At 36.3% G+C, this 18,531-nt stretch carries 17 protein-coding genes and 1 tRNA gene; 7 read left to right on the plus strand and 11 right to left on the minus strand.

Features of this window, described 5'->3' with window-relative positions; translation table 11 throughout:
* Window positions 1-4: 4 nt before the first annotated feature.
* A complete protein-coding gene (locus tag A3EM_RS0130755; protein ID WP_020532099.1) occupies window positions 5-259 on the minus strand; it encodes a hypothetical protein in 255 nt (84 codons plus the stop codon).
* A gap of 541 nt (window positions 260-800) precedes the next feature.
* On the opposite strand from A3EM_RS0130755, the gene pth reads away from it, so the two are divergent.
* Complete coding sequence (gene pth, locus A3EM_RS0130765; protein ID WP_020532101.1) at window positions 801-1,361, plus strand: aminoacyl-tRNA hydrolase; 561 nt, start codon at window positions 801-803, stop codon at window positions 1,359-1,361.
* A gap of 19 nt (window positions 1,362-1,380) precedes the next feature.
* Here the strand turns inward: pth and A3EM_RS0130770 are convergent, their stop codons facing one another.
* From A3EM_RS0130770 to A3EM_RS0130785, 4 genes are all read right to left on the minus strand, one after another.
* On the minus strand, window positions 1,381-2,616 hold the full coding sequence (locus A3EM_RS0130770) for a porin (protein WP_020532102.1): 1,236 nt from the start codon (window positions 2,614-2,616) through the stop codon (window positions 1,381-1,383).
* Window positions 2,617-2,752: 136 nt separating this feature from the next.
* A complete protein-coding gene (locus A3EM_RS0130775; RefSeq protein ID WP_020532103.1) occupies window positions 2,753-4,390 on the minus strand; it encodes a SulP family inorganic anion transporter in 1,638 nt (545 codons plus the stop codon).
* Window positions 4,391-4,641: 251 nt separating this feature from the next.
* On the minus strand, window positions 4,642-4,974 hold the full coding sequence (locus A3EM_RS0130780) for a hypothetical protein (RefSeq protein WP_020532105.1): 333 nt from the start codon (window positions 4,972-4,974) through the stop codon (window positions 4,642-4,644).
* Window positions 4,975-5,169: 195 nt separating this feature from the next.
* Window positions 5,170-7,140 carry an OPT family oligopeptide transporter gene (locus A3EM_RS0130785; RefSeq protein WP_020532106.1) on the minus strand — a complete coding sequence of 657 codons (1,971 nt, stop codon included), beginning with the start codon at window positions 7,138-7,140 and terminating at the stop codon, window positions 5,170-5,172.
* Window positions 7,141-7,335: 195 nt separating this feature from the next.
* On the opposite strand from A3EM_RS0130785, the gene A3EM_RS0130790 reads away from it, so the two are divergent.
* The 4 genes from A3EM_RS0130790 (at window position 7,336) to A3EM_RS44125 (ending at window position 10,829) form a co-directional block, all read left to right on the plus strand.
* On the plus strand, window positions 7,336-8,259 hold the full coding sequence (locus tag A3EM_RS0130790) for a carbon-nitrogen hydrolase family protein (protein WP_020532107.1): 924 nt from the start codon (window positions 7,336-7,338) through the stop codon (window positions 8,257-8,259).
* 250 nt (window positions 8,260-8,509) lie between these two features.
* Window positions 8,510-9,646, plus strand: a complete 1,137-nt coding sequence (locus tag A3EM_RS46430; RefSeq protein WP_020532109.1) for an OmpA family protein — start codon at window positions 8,510-8,512, stop codon at window positions 9,644-9,646.
* Between the two features lie 125 nt (window positions 9,647-9,771).
* Window positions 9,772-10,494, plus strand: coding sequence for a ribonuclease H-like domain-containing protein (locus A3EM_RS0130805; RefSeq protein WP_044240378.1), 723 nt, complete (start codon window positions 9,772-9,774; stop codon window positions 10,492-10,494).
* Entirely contained in the window at window positions 10,491-10,829 is a 339-nt protein-coding gene (locus A3EM_RS44125) for a DUF6787 family protein (RefSeq protein WP_020532111.1), read from the plus strand. Before A3EM_RS0130805 ends, A3EM_RS44125 begins: the two co-directional genes overlap by 4 nt.
* 423 nt (window positions 10,830-11,252) lie before the next feature.
* Here A3EM_RS44125 and A3EM_RS0130820 read toward each other — a convergent pair.
* The 4 genes from A3EM_RS0130820 to A3EM_RS0130835 all read right to left on the minus strand — a co-directional run bounded on the left by A3EM_RS0130820 (window position 11,253) and on the right by A3EM_RS0130835 (window position 14,034).
* Window positions 11,253-11,326, minus strand: a tRNA-Asn gene (locus A3EM_RS0130820).
* Window positions 11,327-11,444: 118 nt separating this feature from the next.
* Entirely contained in the window at window positions 11,445-12,179 is a 735-nt protein-coding gene (locus A3EM_RS0130825) for a LytR/AlgR family response regulator transcription factor (protein WP_020532113.1), read from the minus strand.
* 63 nt (window positions 12,180-12,242) lie between these two features.
* Window positions 12,243-13,394, minus strand: coding sequence for a sensor histidine kinase (locus tag A3EM_RS46435; protein ID WP_020532114.1), 1,152 nt, complete (start codon window positions 13,392-13,394; stop codon window positions 12,243-12,245).
* Window positions 13,395-13,506: 112 nt separating this feature from the next.
* On the minus strand, window positions 13,507-14,034 hold the full coding sequence (locus A3EM_RS0130835) for a hypothetical protein (protein ID WP_020532115.1): 528 nt from the start codon (window positions 14,032-14,034) through the stop codon (window positions 13,507-13,509).
* Between the two features lie 359 nt (window positions 14,035-14,393).
* Between A3EM_RS0130835 and A3EM_RS0130840 the strand changes: the two genes are divergently transcribed.
* Together A3EM_RS0130840 and A3EM_RS44135 are read left to right on the plus strand one after the other, a co-directional pair.
* Window positions 14,394-15,521: a hybrid sensor histidine kinase/response regulator gene (locus A3EM_RS0130840; RefSeq protein WP_020532116.1), complete on the plus strand. Its 1,128-nt coding sequence runs from the start codon at window positions 14,394-14,396 to the stop codon at window positions 15,519-15,521.
* Window positions 15,518-15,913, plus strand: a complete 396-nt coding sequence (locus A3EM_RS44135; protein ID WP_020532117.1) for a response regulator — start codon at window positions 15,518-15,520, stop codon at window positions 15,911-15,913. The genes A3EM_RS0130840 and A3EM_RS44135 overlap by 4 nt, the downstream gene beginning before the upstream one ends.
* A gap of 48 nt (window positions 15,914-15,961) precedes the next feature.
* On the opposite strand, the gene A3EM_RS0130850 is transcribed toward A3EM_RS44135, so the two are convergent.
* On the minus strand, window positions 15,962-17,311 hold the full coding sequence (locus A3EM_RS0130850) for a Gfo/Idh/MocA family protein (RefSeq protein WP_020532118.1): 1,350 nt from the start codon (window positions 17,309-17,311) through the stop codon (window positions 15,962-15,964).
* A 194-nt stretch (window positions 17,312-17,505) separates the two neighbouring features.
* Window positions 17,506-18,501, minus strand: a complete 996-nt coding sequence (locus A3EM_RS0130855; protein WP_020532119.1) for a zinc-binding dehydrogenase — start codon at window positions 18,499-18,501, stop codon at window positions 17,506-17,508.
* Window positions 18,502-18,531 lie beyond the last annotated feature (30 nt).

Below are 18,531 nucleotides of genomic sequence, written 5' to 3' on the forward strand. Positions count from 1 at the left end.
GAAATCAGACCAACATGTCTTCTTCAACTTTTTTGATCACTGAGGGGTCATCTTCATCAGGTTTCAACAAAAAAATTCCTGGAGGTAAATCGAAGGGAGGAGGGTTATCATCGGAATCATCCCAACCACCATCACCTCTGTCATTATCGCTGTCATCTTTTGGGTTTATTCCGTCAGAGCTTGCTGGTTTTGCCAACATAAAGGCAATAAGAGCAATGTAAACCAATGCTAAAAACATGGCATTAAATATTATATACATAGAAATCGCTGGATTTGACAAAATTTCTAAAATTAATGATTAACAAATTTTAGTGTTTGTAGTAGATTAATGGAAAAACAATTGAAAATATCAGGCTGATGACTCACCACTTGCTTGTCCAATCTATAGTAGTTTAGCTCCCTTCCTCTATATTATATTAAATTGAATTTAAACAAGAATGTTCCCAATTCTTAAAAAATCATCAATTTTTCAAGGTTTAAATAAGATATAAGTTAAGAAATATATTTTAGAACTTCCAGTAATCTTCTCAAACATAATTCATGGTTAAAACAGACTGGATTATTAATTATTGAAAATCAGTATTTTATAAAAAGGTTATAAAAAAGAGATTTTGCTATTTTTCCTGTGATTTTAAGTTTATTTAGAAGAGGGCATATTTCGATTAAGTTAAATTTTGAGAAATATAGGCTTCATTTTAGTGAAGATTGTTCTTTTTTGCAAACTCCTTTAATTTTGGAATTTGGGAAGGCATTTATTCCAGTGAAGTCCACTGGATTACAACCATTAATTTATTAGTACAGTGAATTACTTATTTGTTGGATTAGGAAATATAGGTCCGGAATATAAAGATACAAGACATAATATTGGTTTTATGGTATTGGATAAACTTGCTCGGCAGCAGGAAGTGGAGTTCGATTCGGACAGGTATGCCTTTACCACCGGTTTTAAATTTAAAGGAAGGAAAATCACCCTGATAAAACCGACAACTTATATGAACTTAAGTGGCAAAGCGGTTAATTATTGGATGAAAGCGCTGAAGGTTCCTATAGAAAATGTAATGGTAATTGTAGATGATTTGGCTTTGCCCTTTGGGAGCTTAAGAATGAGGGGAAAAGGTTCTGGAGCTGGCCATAATGGGTTGCAAAATATTCAGGATATTTTGGGACATAATAAATATCCAAGGTTGCGATTTGGAATCGGGGACGATTTCCCAAGAGGCAGGCAGGTAGATTATGTACTTTCTGCTTTTACTCCTAAAGAACAGGAAGAACTGGACATTTTCATAAATAAATCATGTGAAATGTTATTATCTTTTGCTGCAGTTGGGATAAATCAGACTATGACGAAATATAATGATTAATTAAATGTGGGGATTGTTGCTAAAAAGACACGTCCCATTGGACTCTAAGTCTGGTTTCATTCACTGTAGTTTGAGGAGCAACCTGTAAATCGAAAAAGGAAACTTCAGCTGTAAGTTTATTCAGATGATCTTTAAAAAACCAGTTTACTACAATGGTTTGTTCTTCCCTAATATCATTTTCCGAAACAATATCGGGGTCGTAAAAGGCTTGTCTATAGGCAATTTCCAGTGGTTTGGGCACCCAGCTTACTAATCCATTTAAAAAATATCCTGCCTGGAAATAAACGCCCGACATTTCAGTGGTGGTCAAATTAATTTTATCCTGAATTTCCTTCCAGTGAAATTCATTTTGCCATGAAAAACCCTTGTACATAAGAGCTGTTTCCAATAAAAGTTGATTTACCCGGTATTGGCCAGCACTTCCCTCCTCAAACTGGCCCAATTGCCCCCCTCCAGACTGAGAAAACCTTGTATAAGGGCTTCGGTTTGTAACTGCAGCCAGTGCAATGACCCCGGCCGGTTTTGAATGGTATTTTGTATCTGATGATTCAAATGGAAGAATCCTGCCGAAAAAGTTCCACTGCCATCTAGTCATGTACATCAGATACTTATCATCATTAAAATTATTTCCTCTTCCGGTTCCGGTAAGAGCAGAAATCCAGTAACTAAAATTAGCTAAACCTCCCCCATCTAAATTTCCATAAAGCGAAACCCCCTGTTGGCGGTCAATAGTAAAAGGCCTGGTTAAAATAGATCGATCAACAGTTTGTTGTTTCCCGGAAGAAATTATTCTTTCACGGTTATAATGTATTTTCCATTGGCCAATTTTCACCTTCAACTGGGGAATTTTCTCAATCATCAGCCGGAAATCAAGGAGGTTGCCAGTAAATAACTCATATTCCATATAATACTTCAACCAAGGTTTAAATGCATTCCCCCCAATTTTTATCCTTGCTCTCCTAATTCCTAAATAGGTTTCCTTACCATCAACATAATCGTTTAAATTTAACGGATCTGTATCGGAAGGAGTGGCAAACCTGAATTGAAATCTTAATTGGGCATTTACAGCATATAAGCCATCAGATGTTTCCAGGTGCCATCCTGCTTTGCCATAATCTAACGCAATTTTCCTGGTTGATTGAATGGAGTCGTTAGAGGTGGACTGGGCTATAATTGCATGGTGACAGGTAACCAGACCAAGTTGGATGAATAGGAATATTAAATTTTGAGTGATATTCTTTGAAAGCCTGTTCATAAACTTTAGTTATCCTTTATAAGGCATAATTAAAAATTTTATAAGTGCTCTCCAAATAGAATATAAAATTGAGCATAATAAAAAAGACCTTTTGAAAAGGTCTTTTTTATTATGCTATAATTTAAGGTCTCTAAGATCAGGCGGGTTGGAGATCTTCATCTTTTTTATTTTTTCCATCCCCCTGAAAAGCCTTCTTCAATCTGGCAACTGAACCCAATTTGTTGTCTTTTTCAAATTCAAAGTTTTTAAATACGATCTCGATATTTCTTGTTTTCGCATTTTCTTTAAAGTTATTCAGGATTTCCATCACATCATAATCGATATGGACGGTTCTGGAGGCATCCAGAATAACTTTTGTATTGTCTGGCAGGTGATTTAAAGATTGAAGGATATTTGCCTTATTCAAGAATGTAACTTCCTCTGAAAGTACAATTTTAATGGTTTCTCCTTCATGATGATCTTCAGGATGAAATAAATAAGGATTTTTATAATTGTTGTAAAGTATAAAGAATACAGCAACTACCAATCCTAATCCGATTCCAATAAGTAAATCAGTGAAGACAATGGCCACAATTGTCACGAAAAATGGGATATACTGTTTAGAGCCCAATTTCAACATTTCTTTCATTACGGCTGGCTTAGCCAACTTGTATCCCACCACAAGGAGTATCGCTGCAAGACTGGCAAGGGGAATAAGGTTTAGAATATTTGGAATAGCCATTGCACATAATAATAAAAGCATACCATGGAATAAGGCTGAGACCTTAGTTTTCCCTCCTGATTGGATGTTGGCAGAGCTTCTTACAATAACCTGTGTAATTGGCAAACCTCCAATTAAACCTGAAACTATATTTCCCACTCCCTGAGCTTTTAATTCCCTATTGGTTGGTGTTACTCTTTTATAAGGATCAAGTTTATCAGTAGCTTCTACACAAAGCAAAGATTCTAAACTAGCTACAACTGCAATAGTAACAGCAACCAGATAAACTTGGGGGTTTGTAATTTGGGAGAAATCAGGGAAAGTAAACTGACCGAAGAACCCCATTATATTTTCTGGAACAGGAAGGTTTACCATCTGTTCTGATTTTAGGGCTAGCGAAGGAATATTAAGAAAGACCAAATTTAGACCAATACCAGCCAGCACTGCCACTAAAGGTCCCTGAATAATTTGCGTGATTTTAAATTTCTTGATAAAAGGCTGTTCCCATAATACTAAAATCCCAAGGGATAATACTGAGATGATAATGGCTCCCATGCTTAAGAAATCCAACATGTAATAGAGTTCGGATAAAGTATTATGTCCATCCATTTGCTTGAACCCTAAATCTCCCTCAAAGTCTTTGTCATAGCCTACAGCATGAGGAATTTGTTTTAAAATAATAATAATCCCAATTCCGGAAAGCATTCCTTTAATTACGGATGATGGGAAATAATAGGCAATAATCCCAGCCTTTGCAAAGCCCAGTAAAACCTGGAAAATTCCTGAAATTAAAACTGCAAGCAAAAATGCTTCGAAAGTACCCAGATCAGCAATTGATGTAATTACAATCGCAATTAGTCCGGCAGCAGGGCCGCTTACTCCTAATGGAGATCCACTAAAAAGAGTAACTACAATTCCCCCTACCATTCCGGCAATAATTCCCGAAAATAAGGGAGCACCCGAGGCAAGTGAGATGCCCAGACAAAGTGGGACTGCTACTAAAAAAACAACTAAACCTGCCGGGAGGTCGTTTTTCAGGTTTTTAAAAACACTTAAATTTTCTGAAGGTTTCATAGGTTGATGATAATTAAATAGACTAGGACAAATAAATAATTTTAAAATGATCTGTCAAATTAGATCCAGAATACGGTTTTAAACTTGATGGAAAAATGCATTTTACCGGAAAAAGAATCATTTTACAGTTCCCCATCTGCCCTTATCCATAAAGGCAGAAAATTCTATTTAACCCTAATGCAACCGGGAAGTCTATTTTTATGATTTAAGGAACCGGGTTGAATCAGGATAATAAAGAAAGGGTCAAAAAATTAGGCTATTGGTTCAGGAGGTGGTGTGGGTACTTCCTCATGAGTAACCTCCTTTAAGCTATATTGAAAGTGATAAAGTTTTTCTAATTGACTTTCAAGGATACTTAGATTGGAAAGGGACTTGCTGATTTGATTTTTGTCTATTTGAACAATATCCGTTTCAGCTTTTTCTTTTTCCCCTTCATTTTCAAAATCAATATTAATCTCAATTTCTTCTATATCAAAACAAGTTCCCAGAAAATGGTCAATCGGAGAACTATTGAAAAGAATCATAACAATTGACAAAAACACCACCAGCCTTTGCCAAGAATGCAAAGATTGGGGTGAATCCATATCAATATGTTTAGTGATTTTTTCCAAATTTTAAGTTTAAAACGAAGGAACCCAGTTTATTAATGTAAGTATTCTTGTAAAAATACTCAATATCTTCTTACAAAACTAATCGAAAAAAGTTTCCTCAATTCTAAATTTCTACTGGAATCAGATAAGATTTAATCAAAAATTCATATTTGTTAACTGAAACAGGAGCTATTTTTCCTCTGAAGCTTTCCTGAAAGCCTTTTTAACAAAGAATAATAATAAATAAATTATGATGACAAATAACAATAATCCCGGATAACTTTCCGCAGGAGGACTATCAAATATTCTGAAAAACTCCGCATCTTTTGCTACTATGGCAAAAGCAATTAGAATTCCCATTAATGCTTCTCCTGTTATTAATCCTGAGGCAAAGAGTAAACCCGCTTTTTCCCCGGTTTCCTTGCCTTTTTCGAAATCAACCCTGCTTTTACCTTTTTTATGCTTATTAAAATATTTATTCACCATCCAGGCCAGAATTCCACCTACAAAAATGGCCGTGTCCAATTCCAAAGGAAGATAAATCCCCACAGCCACCGCTAAAACCGGCATTCTGAAAGTTGAATTTCTACTGGCAAGGTATTGGTCGGCCGCGATAATTATTATTCCGATAAGTCCTCCAATAGTGACCATATTCCAGGGTAAATTTCCTCCAAAAATACCCACCGCAACGCTCTGCATCAGTGCAGCTTGGGGAGCTGTTAAAGAATTGGGATGTTCGGAAGTGGCAGGACCCATTCCATAGGCTTCAAGCAGATAATTAAGCACAGGCGCCATTACTATTGCCCCGGCCAATACACCTACTACCTGCATCACTTGTTGCTTATATGGCGTGCTTCCTAAAACATAACCGGCTTTTAAATCCTGCATATTATCCCCGGCAATTGCCGCAGCACAACAAACCACTGCACCAATTAAAATGGCTCCTGCCGCTCCGGCTGCTGGTTCATTCGTGCCTAGCACTAGTGCCAATAAAAGAGCTGCTGATAAAACTGTGGCAATAGTCACACCTGAAATAGGGTTATTGGAACTTCCTACTAACCCTGCCATATACCCTGCTACCGAAGAAAACAAAAAGCCGGCTATCACCATAACCACAGTCATCATAGCTGTGATATGAATGATCCCGGTTACCTGAAGGTAAATGAAAAATATGGGAACAATTAAGACACCTATGCCAATGATTACCCAGGACATTGGAGTGTCCATTTCAGTTCTGATTTTTTCTGACATCTTGGTTCCACCTTTTTTAAAGGCCTCAATACCAGAACCTAAAGCTGTACCCAATGAATTCCTGATGCTGATCAATGCCCAAAGTCCTCCCACGATCATGGCTCCCACACCCAAATACCTGATTTGAGAATTCCAAACTTCATATCCTAAGTCAATGGCATTTTCGGTTTCTCCGGGGCCATACATAAATATATGGATGGGAATAGCAAAGTACCAGCTTATTGCCCCTCCTAAAAAGACTAGGAAGGCAATGTTTAATCCCACAATATAACCCACTGCAACTAAAGCTGGGGAAAGATTTAAACCAAAATAGAGAAAAGCTTTACTTTTTATTAAGGCTCCTTTTTCAAATATACCCAACCATAGATTTAGGGCACCTGAACCCAATTTAAAAATCCCGCCAATCAAACCCCCATAAACCAGATACTTTATAAACGACCCTCCTTTTTCCCCGGTTTTTAATACCTCTGAAGTGGCTAAACCTTCAGGAAAGTTAAGTTTTTCTTTTACAATTAAGGCCTGTCGGAGTGGAATGGTAAACAAAATTCCCAATACCCCTCCTGCCAGTGCGATTAAGGTAGTTTCCATGTAATTAAACTCATCCCAATAGCCCATTAAAACCAGAGCGGGGAATGTAAAAATCACTCCGGCCGCAAGGGATTCCCCGGCAGATGCTGCGGTTTGTACCAGGTTATTTTCAAGCACATTAGAATTTCGAAAAACTTTTAAAACTGCCATGGAAATTACCGCTGCGGGAATAGAAGCCGAAACTGTTAGCCCGGCAAACAATCCGAAATAGGCATTTGCAGCTGATAGGGCAATTGAAAGGACTGCACCCAAAATTACCGCACGAATGGTAAGTTCTGGTAATTTAGTATGGGGACTTATGTATGGTTTTTCTTGTTCCATTTTATGTTTGATTGTTGTTTAAATTATTTGTGTGAATAAATTTACTGGTAATTGACTTGCTAAAGCGTTTTTCAATGCTGGGCTTAAAAATATTTCCTGCTTTTTTGATTCTGTTCCAATAAGAAATTGGGAAATCCCTAAATTTAAGAAGCTGATTCGAATCCGCAAATATTATTATAAATATTCCAAATTGCTATGGGTAAAAAAAAACATGTTAGGGTTGCTGTAGTTCAGGCGGCATCTGTTTTGTTTAATCTTGAAAAAAGCGTAGAAAAATCTATTGAATTAATCAAAAAAGCAGCAGCTTTAGGAGCTGAGTTAATTCTTTTCCCTGAAGCATTTTTACCTGGTTATCCCAGAGGAATGGATTTTGGCGCAGTAGTAGGAAGCAGAACCTTGGATGGAAAAAAAGCCTGGCAGATTTATTTTGACAATGCTTTAGAATTACCTGGTGAGTTTACCGATAAAATAGGCAAAACAGTAAAAGAATGCAGATGCCATGTAGTGATAGGCGTTATTGAAAAAGATGCCAGATCCATGGGTACTTTATATTGTACGATGCTCTATTTTGGGCCTGATGGAAAAATAATGGGAAAACACCGAAAGTTAAAACCTACTGGGTCTGAGAGAATAATCTGGGGAGAAGGCCAGGGTGACGATCTGGATGTGTACCACACATCGATAGGAAGAATAGGAGGTTTAATTTGTTGGGAAAATTATATGCCTTTGGCCAGAATGGCATTATACCAGCAGGGAATAGGTATTTACCTCGCTCCCACTGCCGATGCCAGAGATGAATGGCAAGCTACCGTCCGGCATATAGCACTTGAAGGAAGATGTTTTGTATTGTCCTGTAATCAATTTGTAACTAAAGATATGTATCCGGAAAATATTCCCGGAGTAGAAAAGTTGGCTGATGAGCCCAATATTATGAGTAAAGGTGGAAGTGTAATTATATCTCCTTTTGGGGAAGCTTTAGCAGGACCTCTTTTTGATAAAGAGGATATTTTGTATGCAGATTTGGATTTGGACTGGATTACAAGGGGCAAAATGGATTTTGATGTTTCAGGTCATTACCATCGTCCTGATGTCTTCAAATTTGACTATAAACCCAAATAATTAGGCTATGACGCTTTGAATAATCGATGGTACTTCCTTGAATTTTTTAGAATTTTCTTGTAATTTCTGGTCTTTTTAAGAAAAATAAAACTGAGTTACTGACCAACCAATTAATATCATAAAATCTTTGGGCAGGAGTATTTTCTCCCAACATCCATCAAAATTAATTCACCAGCTTAAATTTAATCGACATCAAAGTTTGCTTATTGGGTAAAACCTTTGGTTTAGTGTTATTTTTTCGATTTTTATTATGATTATTTTACGAATTATTCTTTTGCCTTTTGTTTTATTCTCATTTACCGAAACGTCTTTTTGCCAGGAATTAAAATTAAACCCTCCCTCTGTTGATCATCCACTATCCGAAATTGTGCAGTCACTGGTGGGAGATGGAATTGAGATCAGTAAATTCCGGACTAATCAACGGTCTGGCTCTGCCATAGGAAGTTTTGAGGCACCCTGGGAAGGCTTTGGAATGGAAAAAGGCCTTATGATGACCACTGGGTCAATTTTTAATGCGGTGGGCCCAAACTCTTCGGAGAAAAAAGGATCGAATAACAGGAGGTCTGGTGACCCGGTTTTGGAAAAACTTTTAGGCAACAATGTGAAGACTTATGACGCCTGTATTTTAGAATTAGAAGTGATTCCCAAGGCGGATACCATGGCTTTTAATTTTATGTTTGCTTCCGAAGAGTATGATAAATTTGTTGGCTCCGAATATAATGATGTTTTTGCATTTTTTATTAAAGGAAAAGGTATTGAAAATGGGAGAAATATCGCATTAATTCCGAATACGGACCAACCGGTTTCGATCAATAATGTAAACCATGGCAATATGGACAATGAATATCCAGCGGTTAATCCTATCTTTTACATCAAAAACACGGATAGTTTATCGATGTTGGAATATAATGGCTATACCAAGCTGATTGAAGTAAAACAGGCTGTAGTTCCCAATGAAACTTATATTTTGCGACTTTCCATAGCCGATGTATCCGATGGCCTGCTTGATTCCGGGGTTTTTATTGAAGGAAATAGCCTACATGCCTACCATGAAAGTTATCAGGTGAGATTTCCCTCAGGAAAATATAATCTTGATGGCACTTCTATTTCCCAGTTGAATAACCTTTTAAGAAAAATGCAAATGACCAAAAGTGATAAAGTGGAACTGGCTGGTCATACGGACAGCGAAGGGAATTATGACGCCAATATGGAATTGTCCAACAATAGAGTTAATGCAGTAGTAAACTATTTGGTTAATCAGGGAGTAAAAAAGGACCATATAAAAATTTATGCCCGGGGGGAAACCATGCCCATAGCCAATAATGATACAGAATACGGAAAAAAGCAAAACCGAAGGGTAGAAATCAAATTATTGGGAAGTGACTAATGATGTTTTAAGGGTTTATTCCTTTGGGGCTATTTTTAAATACTTTCCCATTACTTTTTTATGTTTTCAAAAAGCTATTTTTTAACTTCAATATTTACAAAGGCTTAAAAATTAAATTAACCATTTTGAAAAGATTTTCCGAATTACAAAACCTGCTTGTTATAGACATTGAAACAGCTTCTGCCACTTCTGAATTTGAGGAACTGGATGAAAGGATTAAACCTTGGTGGGAAAAAAAAGCCAGGCGGTTTGATCCAGAAAAAAGCCCTGAGGAAGTATTTAAGGCAAAGGCAGGCATTCTTGCCGAGTTTGGGAAAATTATTACAATCGGATTGGGGTATTTTCATCTGAATGAAGAAAAGGAGGTATGTTTTCGGGTAAAAACGATTTCAGGTGATGATGAAAAAGAAATTCTTGAGGGTTTTAAGAAACTTATTGAAGAGCGGTTTGATAAGTCCAAACTCCAATTGGTTGCCCATAATGGGAAAGAATTTGACTTCCCCTTTCTTTGCAGAAGGTTGCTGATTAATGGTATCCCCTTACCTCAGGTTCTGGATCTTATCGGCAAAAAGCCATGGGAAATTCCTCATTTCGATACCATGGCCATGTGGAAGTTTGGAGAATTAAGGCATTATATAGCCTTGGACTTACTTGCAGCCCTTTTAAATATTGAATCCAGTAAATCGGATATTGATGGCAGCAAGGTAAATGAAACCTATTATGTGGACCAGGATATAGCCCGTATTGAGGAATATTGTAAAAATGATGTGATTGTAACAGCGAAAATATTTTTAAAATTACGATCTTTGCCCGATTTAAAAGAGGAGAATATAATTAAGATAAAATGAGTAAGGCTAATTGGTTAGATAAATTAAAAGAAAGGTGGGGCGTTACTTCAGGCTTTCAGGTATTTATAATTTTTGTAGTTTTTGGGATTACGGGTTCTTCAACGGCTTTTGTAACAAGGAAAATTTTCGAATTCTTAGAAGTTACTTCCGATACCAATTTTTTATACAAAATCCCCCTTTACATTCTAGGATTTTTAATTTACCAGGGTTTACTTTTAATTTTTGGAGCAATATTCGGTCAGTTCACTTTTTTCTACAATTTTGAGAAAAAAACGTTTGGTCGATTTGGAAAGTTATTTGGGAAAAAACCTGCGCCCAAATCTCAAAATGATTAAAGTTTAGGGCATTTGGTTTAAGCCTCTCAGGCTTATTAATAATAAGTAATTCCTTTTCCCCTTATTTGCTATTTTAAGTGACAGGGGTAAATTTTCCTATCACAAATTCATTAGCCTCTGGTCCCGCTTCAGGAAGGGATCATTCGCTATTGCTTGCCATTTTCTGGAATTTTTGCAGAATTACAAGGAGGAATCCTATTAATCAAAAAAATTTTACGGCTTTGATTAACAGGTAAGATGATTCATTGAAACCAGGTTAACCTTTAGCCTAAGGTCTAAGGTTAATGATCAGGAAGTTTTCAGGATGGATGGTCTCACGTTCTTCTCACTTCATCCGATTTTCTGCCTTCATTGGATTTTGGGCAATAAAAAAAGTCTCAAATAAATTTGAGACTTTTTTTTAACTACCTGTTTAGTTTGTAGCTCCCCCTCTTGGGCTCGAACCAAGGACCTATTGATTAACAGTCAACCGCTCTAACCAACTGAGCTAAGGGGGAGTGTTTTTCCTTATTGGTGTGCAAATCTAGAATGAGAAAATTAAATTGCAAAATCTTTTCAAAAAAAATATAATTTTTTTTACGAAAAATTTATAAAACCCTGATAATCAACATCCAACTATCCAAAAATAGTTTGCACCACATGCTCTTTATAGGTTTTACCAATAGGTAATTTCTTATCTCCAATTTCTAATAGATTGCCTTCCAGTGCTTTAACCTTTTCAGTAGAAATGATATAGGATTTGTGAATCCGCAAAAACCTGCTTTTCGGTAAAGTCTCTTCCAGTTTTTTTAATGATTCAAGGGCAATTATCCTTTGGGTAGCAGTATAATAAGAAACATATTCCTTTAAACCTTCAATATAAATGATATCATCTAATTTTAATTTGTAGATTTTATGGTCAGCCTTTATTTGAATATGGGTAATTTCAGCAGGCTCATTTTTTACCATTTCATCTGATGATAAAGTTTGATTTGAAATGCTACCTTTTTTTAGTTTTATGTTTTCTATTGCTTTATTTACTGCCTTCACAAATCTTTCAAAAGAAAATGGCTTGAGGAGATAATCAATTACATCCAGCTGATAGCCTTCTATAGCATATTCGGAATAGGCGGTAGTGAAAATTACTGTAGGTTTATGCACCAAAGATTGTAAGAATTCAATTCCTGTCAGTCCCGGCATTTGAATATCCAGAAACATTAAATCAATTTCCTGTTCCTGAAGGACTTGCATGGCATCCATGGGATTTTTACATTTATCCACCAATTCTAATTGAGGAATTTTTTGAATGTAGCTCTCTAATAGAGTTAGGGCAAGTTTTTCATCATCTACTATCAGACATTTTATACTCATAATTCTCCTGATGTTATACTTTTATTGTGAGGTGAAAATCGATACGCTATTATTTTTCAAAACCTAAATTTCAATTTCAAGATGAACTATAAATTTTTCTTTCAAAGGATTTACCAGCAGTACATATTTCTCCGGATATAATAGCTCAAGCCTTTTTTTTACGTTATCCAGCCCGATTCCTCCAACTTTATCCTTTGTAAATTGTGCCACCGGGACACTATTTTCTACAATAAAAATAATTTTTCCTGACCCGGTTTTAAGGGTAATTTTCACCCAACCATTTTCTTCATCTTCGATATGGCTATGCTTAAAGCTATTCTCAATAAATGGAATAAACAGCATGGGTTCTATTTCAATTTCTTTATCATCTATTAAAAATTCGGTTGTGATATTTTCCACATTATCCAGTCTGATTTTTTGCAGATCGATATAGTTCTGGATATAGGTTATTTCCTTTTCTAAGGGTACTTTATCCGCTTCACATTCATAAATAATGTACCTTAAAATATCAGAGAGTTTTAAAATTACTTCAGGGGCCTGTTCCGATTTTATATAAGAAAGGGTGTAGGCATTATTAAGTGCATTGAACAGAAAGTGTGGATTGATCTGAGATTTTAAAAACCTCATCTCAGCCTGTAATTTTTCATTTTTTAACTGTGTAGCTTCCTTTTCTTTGGTAAAGGCCACTTCCGAAACTTTAAAGGCCGTACTCATTAAAAGAATAGCCAGAGTTAAGATCCCATTAAACACCATTCTCCCCTGCCTGGCAAAACCAAGATACCTTTGTCTTCTTCGCTCTTCCCGATCCTTTCGCATTAAATTATTTTCGTTTAAGAATCTATTTGGTCCGAGATTTAAAGAATCCATTCTTTCCCTTCTTTCAAAATTACTTCTGCCTAATCTGTTATTTATACCGGGAGGCATTTCAGTAGGAACCGGCTCCAAGTATCCTGATAACCAAATAGTGAAGAAAAGCACCAAAATACCAGAAACAAAAAACTGAAGGTATTTCTTCTTTAAAAAGAATACTGGGATAAAGAACATGATGTTGGCATAAGCTACAACAATCTGGGAAGTAGTAAGATACAGACTCTTAAGAAGCGCTTCATTTAGGTCGTGCCTGGCAGACCAGAAAAAAGTGAATAGAATAAAAAAACCTATCCAAAAGAATATATGAATAATGACATTACGCTTTTCCCGAAAAAACCTGCTCATAGCTTTTTGTTTAAGCGTCTAAAATAACCCGATACTTTTCACTCTTCAAATACTTTCAACAAATAGCTGTTTTTTTTAAATGAAACCAGGGCATTCTATCAATTAAACCGCTTTAGTTTTTTGCTCTCACGTAGTTAATGCGCCAATTTAGTTTCCATTCTTTACCCCCGTCTTTGGAACTTTCCCAATCCCAGGTTAAAGAGTTAGCTGTAATATCGTAAAACACCATTCGCTGCACGAACTCCACATCATCCTTTTTTACTATATCAGTCATAAATATCCTTTTGTCTCCCTCCTTTATTCCTTTAAAACTGAAATAACCGCCCTGATTATCTGCCCAAGCCTGATTCCAAGTTTTTGTTTGCGGATTAAATGTAGAAAGGCTCATTCCTTTGAACCCCGTCATTTGCCCTGCATCAGTGGCCTCAAAATTCTCCTGAATTACTTTTCCATCCAGAATTTTAAGAATATGGTTGGTACCTTTTCCCTTTTTTCCATCGGCCATTTTCCATGAAAGATCCCATTTACCCAACCAGAAATCAAACCAGGTCTCTTCGGGTAAATCCTGGGAGACTTCAGCCAAATCCAGGGTAGAAAAGCTAAATAAAATGGTTATCGGAATTATCAATAAATATTTCATTTTTATTTATTATTTAATTTAAATATTCTCTATTTTAATGTCAAACAGGATTTTAAGGTAAAATCCGATAATATTTTACCTCATTTATGATGGTTAATTAAAAAAATCCAATTTAACCTTTTAATAGATTGGAATTATTTAGTTAATTTTATTTATCTTAAAAAACTCAAATACATTTTTGCATTACTAACCAAATCAAAGTAAAAGTTTCTCTTCAGGAATTTTTATTATCGGAAAAGGACCATATTAATACCGACTGTAAATGATTTAATCATTAATGGGTTCTTATTAAAAAAAATCAGGTATATATCATTTGATATTGCTAGTTTAACAATTAAGTAATCAGGTAGGGCTTCGCAATGAATGAATTAAGGCAAGGAGAATCTAAAATATTATACATTGATGATGAGCAGGAGAATCTTGATAGCTTCAGGTTAGTATTTATGGAGTATTATGATCTTTATCTTGCCAACAATGTAGACGAAGGGATGAGGATTCTCGAGCAAGAGGAAATTCAGGTATTGCTTACTGACCAAAGGATGCCAAAAATGACTGGTCTTGAGTTGCTTTCTCAGGTAAAAAAACTGTATCCAGACATTGTTTGCATGATTATTACGGGCTACGCTGATTTAGAAGTGGTGACAAAAGCCTTCAACGAAGTGGGGATTTATCAGTATATCCACAAGCCCTGGGATGAAAAAGATTTGAAAATTAAGTTAGATAATGCACTTGAAAAATACAGGCTTATCAAGGAAAACAGATCTTTAATTGGCAATCTGCAGGAATCCAAAGACAATTTAGAGAAAAAAGTAGAGGAACTGGATACCTTTGTATACAGAGCCTCACATGATATTAATGGCCCCCTTTCCAGTTTTTTAGGATTATGCGAATTAGGTATTCGTGAGTTTGAACAGATGGATTCGGTAAAATATTTTCAGATGTTGAAATCCGAAGCCAATAGAATGAGTAGAATTTTATTCAACTTACTGCGACTGAATGAAATTGAAGTGATGGAGATTGTATGCGATGAATTAAATTTATTGGAGATAATTCACTCTTCTCTGGAACACATAAATAAATCATTTTCTACAGATAATCATGAAATAAATATAGAAATTGATCCAAATCTTACAATGGTAAGTGACCAAAAATTGGTTGGAACCATTATGATGAATGTCATCCAAAATGCGATTTTATATACTGAGAATAATGCAAAAGTTTCAATAAAAGGAGAAAAAAATGGAAACAACCAAATAAAAATCCAAATAAACGACAATGGTATTGGAATTGACCCAAAAAGTTTGCATCTTATATATAATAAGTTTTTCAGAGGAACATTAAAATCAAAAGGGAACGGTTTAGGCTTATACCTTACAAAGTTAGCAATTGAGCGACTTAAAGGAAAAATTGAGGTAGAAAGTACAAAAGAGCTCGGAACCACGTTTTCAATTTACTTACCAATTAATCTTAAAGCAATTGAGTTATGAATCCACAAATCCTATATGTAGATGATGAGCAGGAAAATCTTGATAGTTTTCAACTTGTTTTTATGTTAGATTATAATATCCACATTGCCAAATCTGCAAAGGAAGGGATGGAAATTTTAAGTAAAAATCAAAATTCAAGTAACAAAATTCAATTGGTAATAACCGACCAAAGGATGCCTGGGATTTCCGGAATTGAATTCCTGGATAAAGTAAATGCTAAGTTTCCAAATGTTGTAAAGATTTTGCTTACCGGCTACAGTGATGCCAACATTGTGGAATATGCGATGAATAAAGCCAAAGTTTTCTCTTATGTTACCAAACCCTGGGATGAACAACAATTAAAGAAAACCATTGATCAGGCCCTTCAAAAATTCCAAACTACTGCCCATTAAAAAATGCCTCCCCGACTTGAAGGCATTTTAGTTTTTTCCTGTTTCAGCCTAAATATTGGGCAGTTCCCAATTGTTATGGTAAGTCGGTTTTAGCATTTCATTGGCTTCGTCATCATTCAGGAAAAGTCCTTTTGACTGATCCCAATAAATTTTTCTGCCAGTTCTATAGGAAATATTTCCCATATGCGCATTTATTGCAGCCACACTCCCTGTTTCAATCCAACACTTTAAATCCTCCTTCTTTCTTGATTTCATAGCTTCCACAAAATTTTGGGTGTGTTCTTCCAAAGGATTCCCGGTTTTAGGCTGATTTGGAATGGCTTCCATTTTATAAAAATAATCCTTTCTGTCCTTGTTTTCAACCTCAGGAATTACCTCCCAGCCTCCACGATTAACCACCAGTGTTCCATTATTCCCAATAAAGGCAATTCCCTCAGTTCTGCCATAATTTCCACCATCTATGCCTACCGCATGTTCCCAAAGCATGTTAAAATTCTCATATTCGAAAACAGCCTGTAGCGTATCAGGTGTTTCGGAAGGATCGTCCGGATAGGCAAACTTTCCTCCGGATGCCATTACCGATTTGGGAGCTTTCGCCTTCATGGCATATAAAGCAATATCAATTTCATGGACACCCCAGTCGGTCATTAGTCCACCAGCATAGTCCCAAAACCACCTAAAATTGAAATGAAAACGATTTTTATTAAATGGTCTTGTGGGTGCCGGTCCCAGCCACATTTTATAATCCACCCCTGCAGGAACTTCAGAATCTGCCGCATTTGCTATAGGTTTCATCCAACCCTGGTAAGCCCAAACTTTTACCAATCTTATTTGTCCTAATTTACCAGACTGCACAAACTGAATGGCCTGGTCATAATGTCTGCCACTTCTTTGCCATTGGCCCACCTGTACAATTCGGTTATATTTTTTGGCAGCAGCCACCATGATATTGCATTCTTCCACAGAATTGGCCAGAGGTTTTTCCACATATACATCCTTCCCAGCCTCACAGGCAGCCACAGTGATCAGGCAATGCCAATGATCCGGAGTGCCCACTATCACCGCATCAATGTCTTTATCCTCCAGTAACTTTCTATAATCTTTATATAGTTTAGGTTTTGTTCCTCTCATTTTTTCCACATCGTTCGCTCTCTGGTCTAACACACTCTGGTCTACATCACATAAAGCCACACAATTCACTTCTTCCATTGCCAAATGGGCTCTCATATTTGACCAACCCATTCCCTTACAGCCAATTACGCCTATATTTATTTGATCATTTGCAGAAATTTTCCCGCTCGGATAATAAAATGTGGGAAGTGGATTACCAGCAATCATTCCGGCTCCTGCCAGCATTGTAGACGAAGTTGTTAAAAACTTCCTTCTTGAATTTTTCATATCAGGATAAGTTTAGTTAAAAAAATGTGGGGTATTAAGTTAATACATTAGTTAGTTTGCCTGGAGCCACTTTTTTATAGAAGCTCAAATCCAGACACCTGACTTGTTGTACCCTAAATTTATGAATGCCTGTTGAAAAAAGGAAGTCTGAATGCACCAAAAGCCAATGATTTAAATCATTGAATTTCAATAAATTAGATTTTTAAAACAATCTTACCAAATTGTTCCCCATTTTCCATTCGGGTAAAGGCGGTTTCTGCTTCTTTCAGTGGAAATACCTGATCAATTACAGGTTTAATTTTCTTTTGATTAACAAAATCGACCATATGCTGGAAATCTTCGGGATTTCCCATAGTAGTTCCTTTAATGGTCAATTGCTTAAAAAAAACCTTTGAGGGAATAATATTGCTGATATTACCCGAAGTTCCTCCATAAAAGGTTATTCGGCCTGCAGGTGCAGCCAGATCGATTAAATTCCCAAAATTATCCCCACCTGCACTGTCGATAATTACATTAAATTGGCCAGCTTCTTTTAAAAGCACCTTGTGCCAATTATTCATTTTATAATTAATTCCCCCTGTTGCACCATAGGAAACAGCCTTTTTTATTTTTTCATTAGAGCCGGAAGTAACATAAACCTCACAACCGAGCGCTCTGGCAAAAAGAAGTGTTTGAAGAGCAACCCCTCCTCCTATTCCCGTAATTAATACCTTTTCCCCTTTCTGTAGTTTGGACTGGGTAAATAAAGCTCTAAAGGCAGTAACCCCGGCAAGAGGTAGGGCTGCAGCCTCAAAAAAATTCAGATGCGGAGGTTTTTCATAAAGGTACTGATGGTCGATTTTCACATACTCTGCAAAACAACCATTGGTGGGCATTCCTAAAATATGAAATGATTTTCCTGCCACTAATTCATTATCACCCCAATTTAATCCCGGATTAATAATCACTTCCTTTTCAAACCACTCATTCGAAACTAGTTTTCCAATTTTTTCTATAACTCCTGCTCCATCCGAACCTAAAATACAAGGTAACTTCATCCCCGGATACAATCCTTTTTGCACCCAAACATCTCTGTGATTTAAAGCAGCAGCTTTCAGCCTAACCAATACTTCAGATGCGGTAATTTCCGGAAGGTTGGCTTCAGTAAAGTCTGGAGGTTCGTGGGTTCTTTTTAGGATTATAGCTTTCATGTTTAATTGTTCAAAGGGTAAAAAAGCACT

It is taken from the genome of Flexithrix dorotheae DSM 6795 (assembly GCF_000379765.1).
GTDB lineage: Bacteria > Bacteroidota > Bacteroidia > Cytophagales > Flammeovirgaceae > Flexithrix > Flexithrix dorotheae.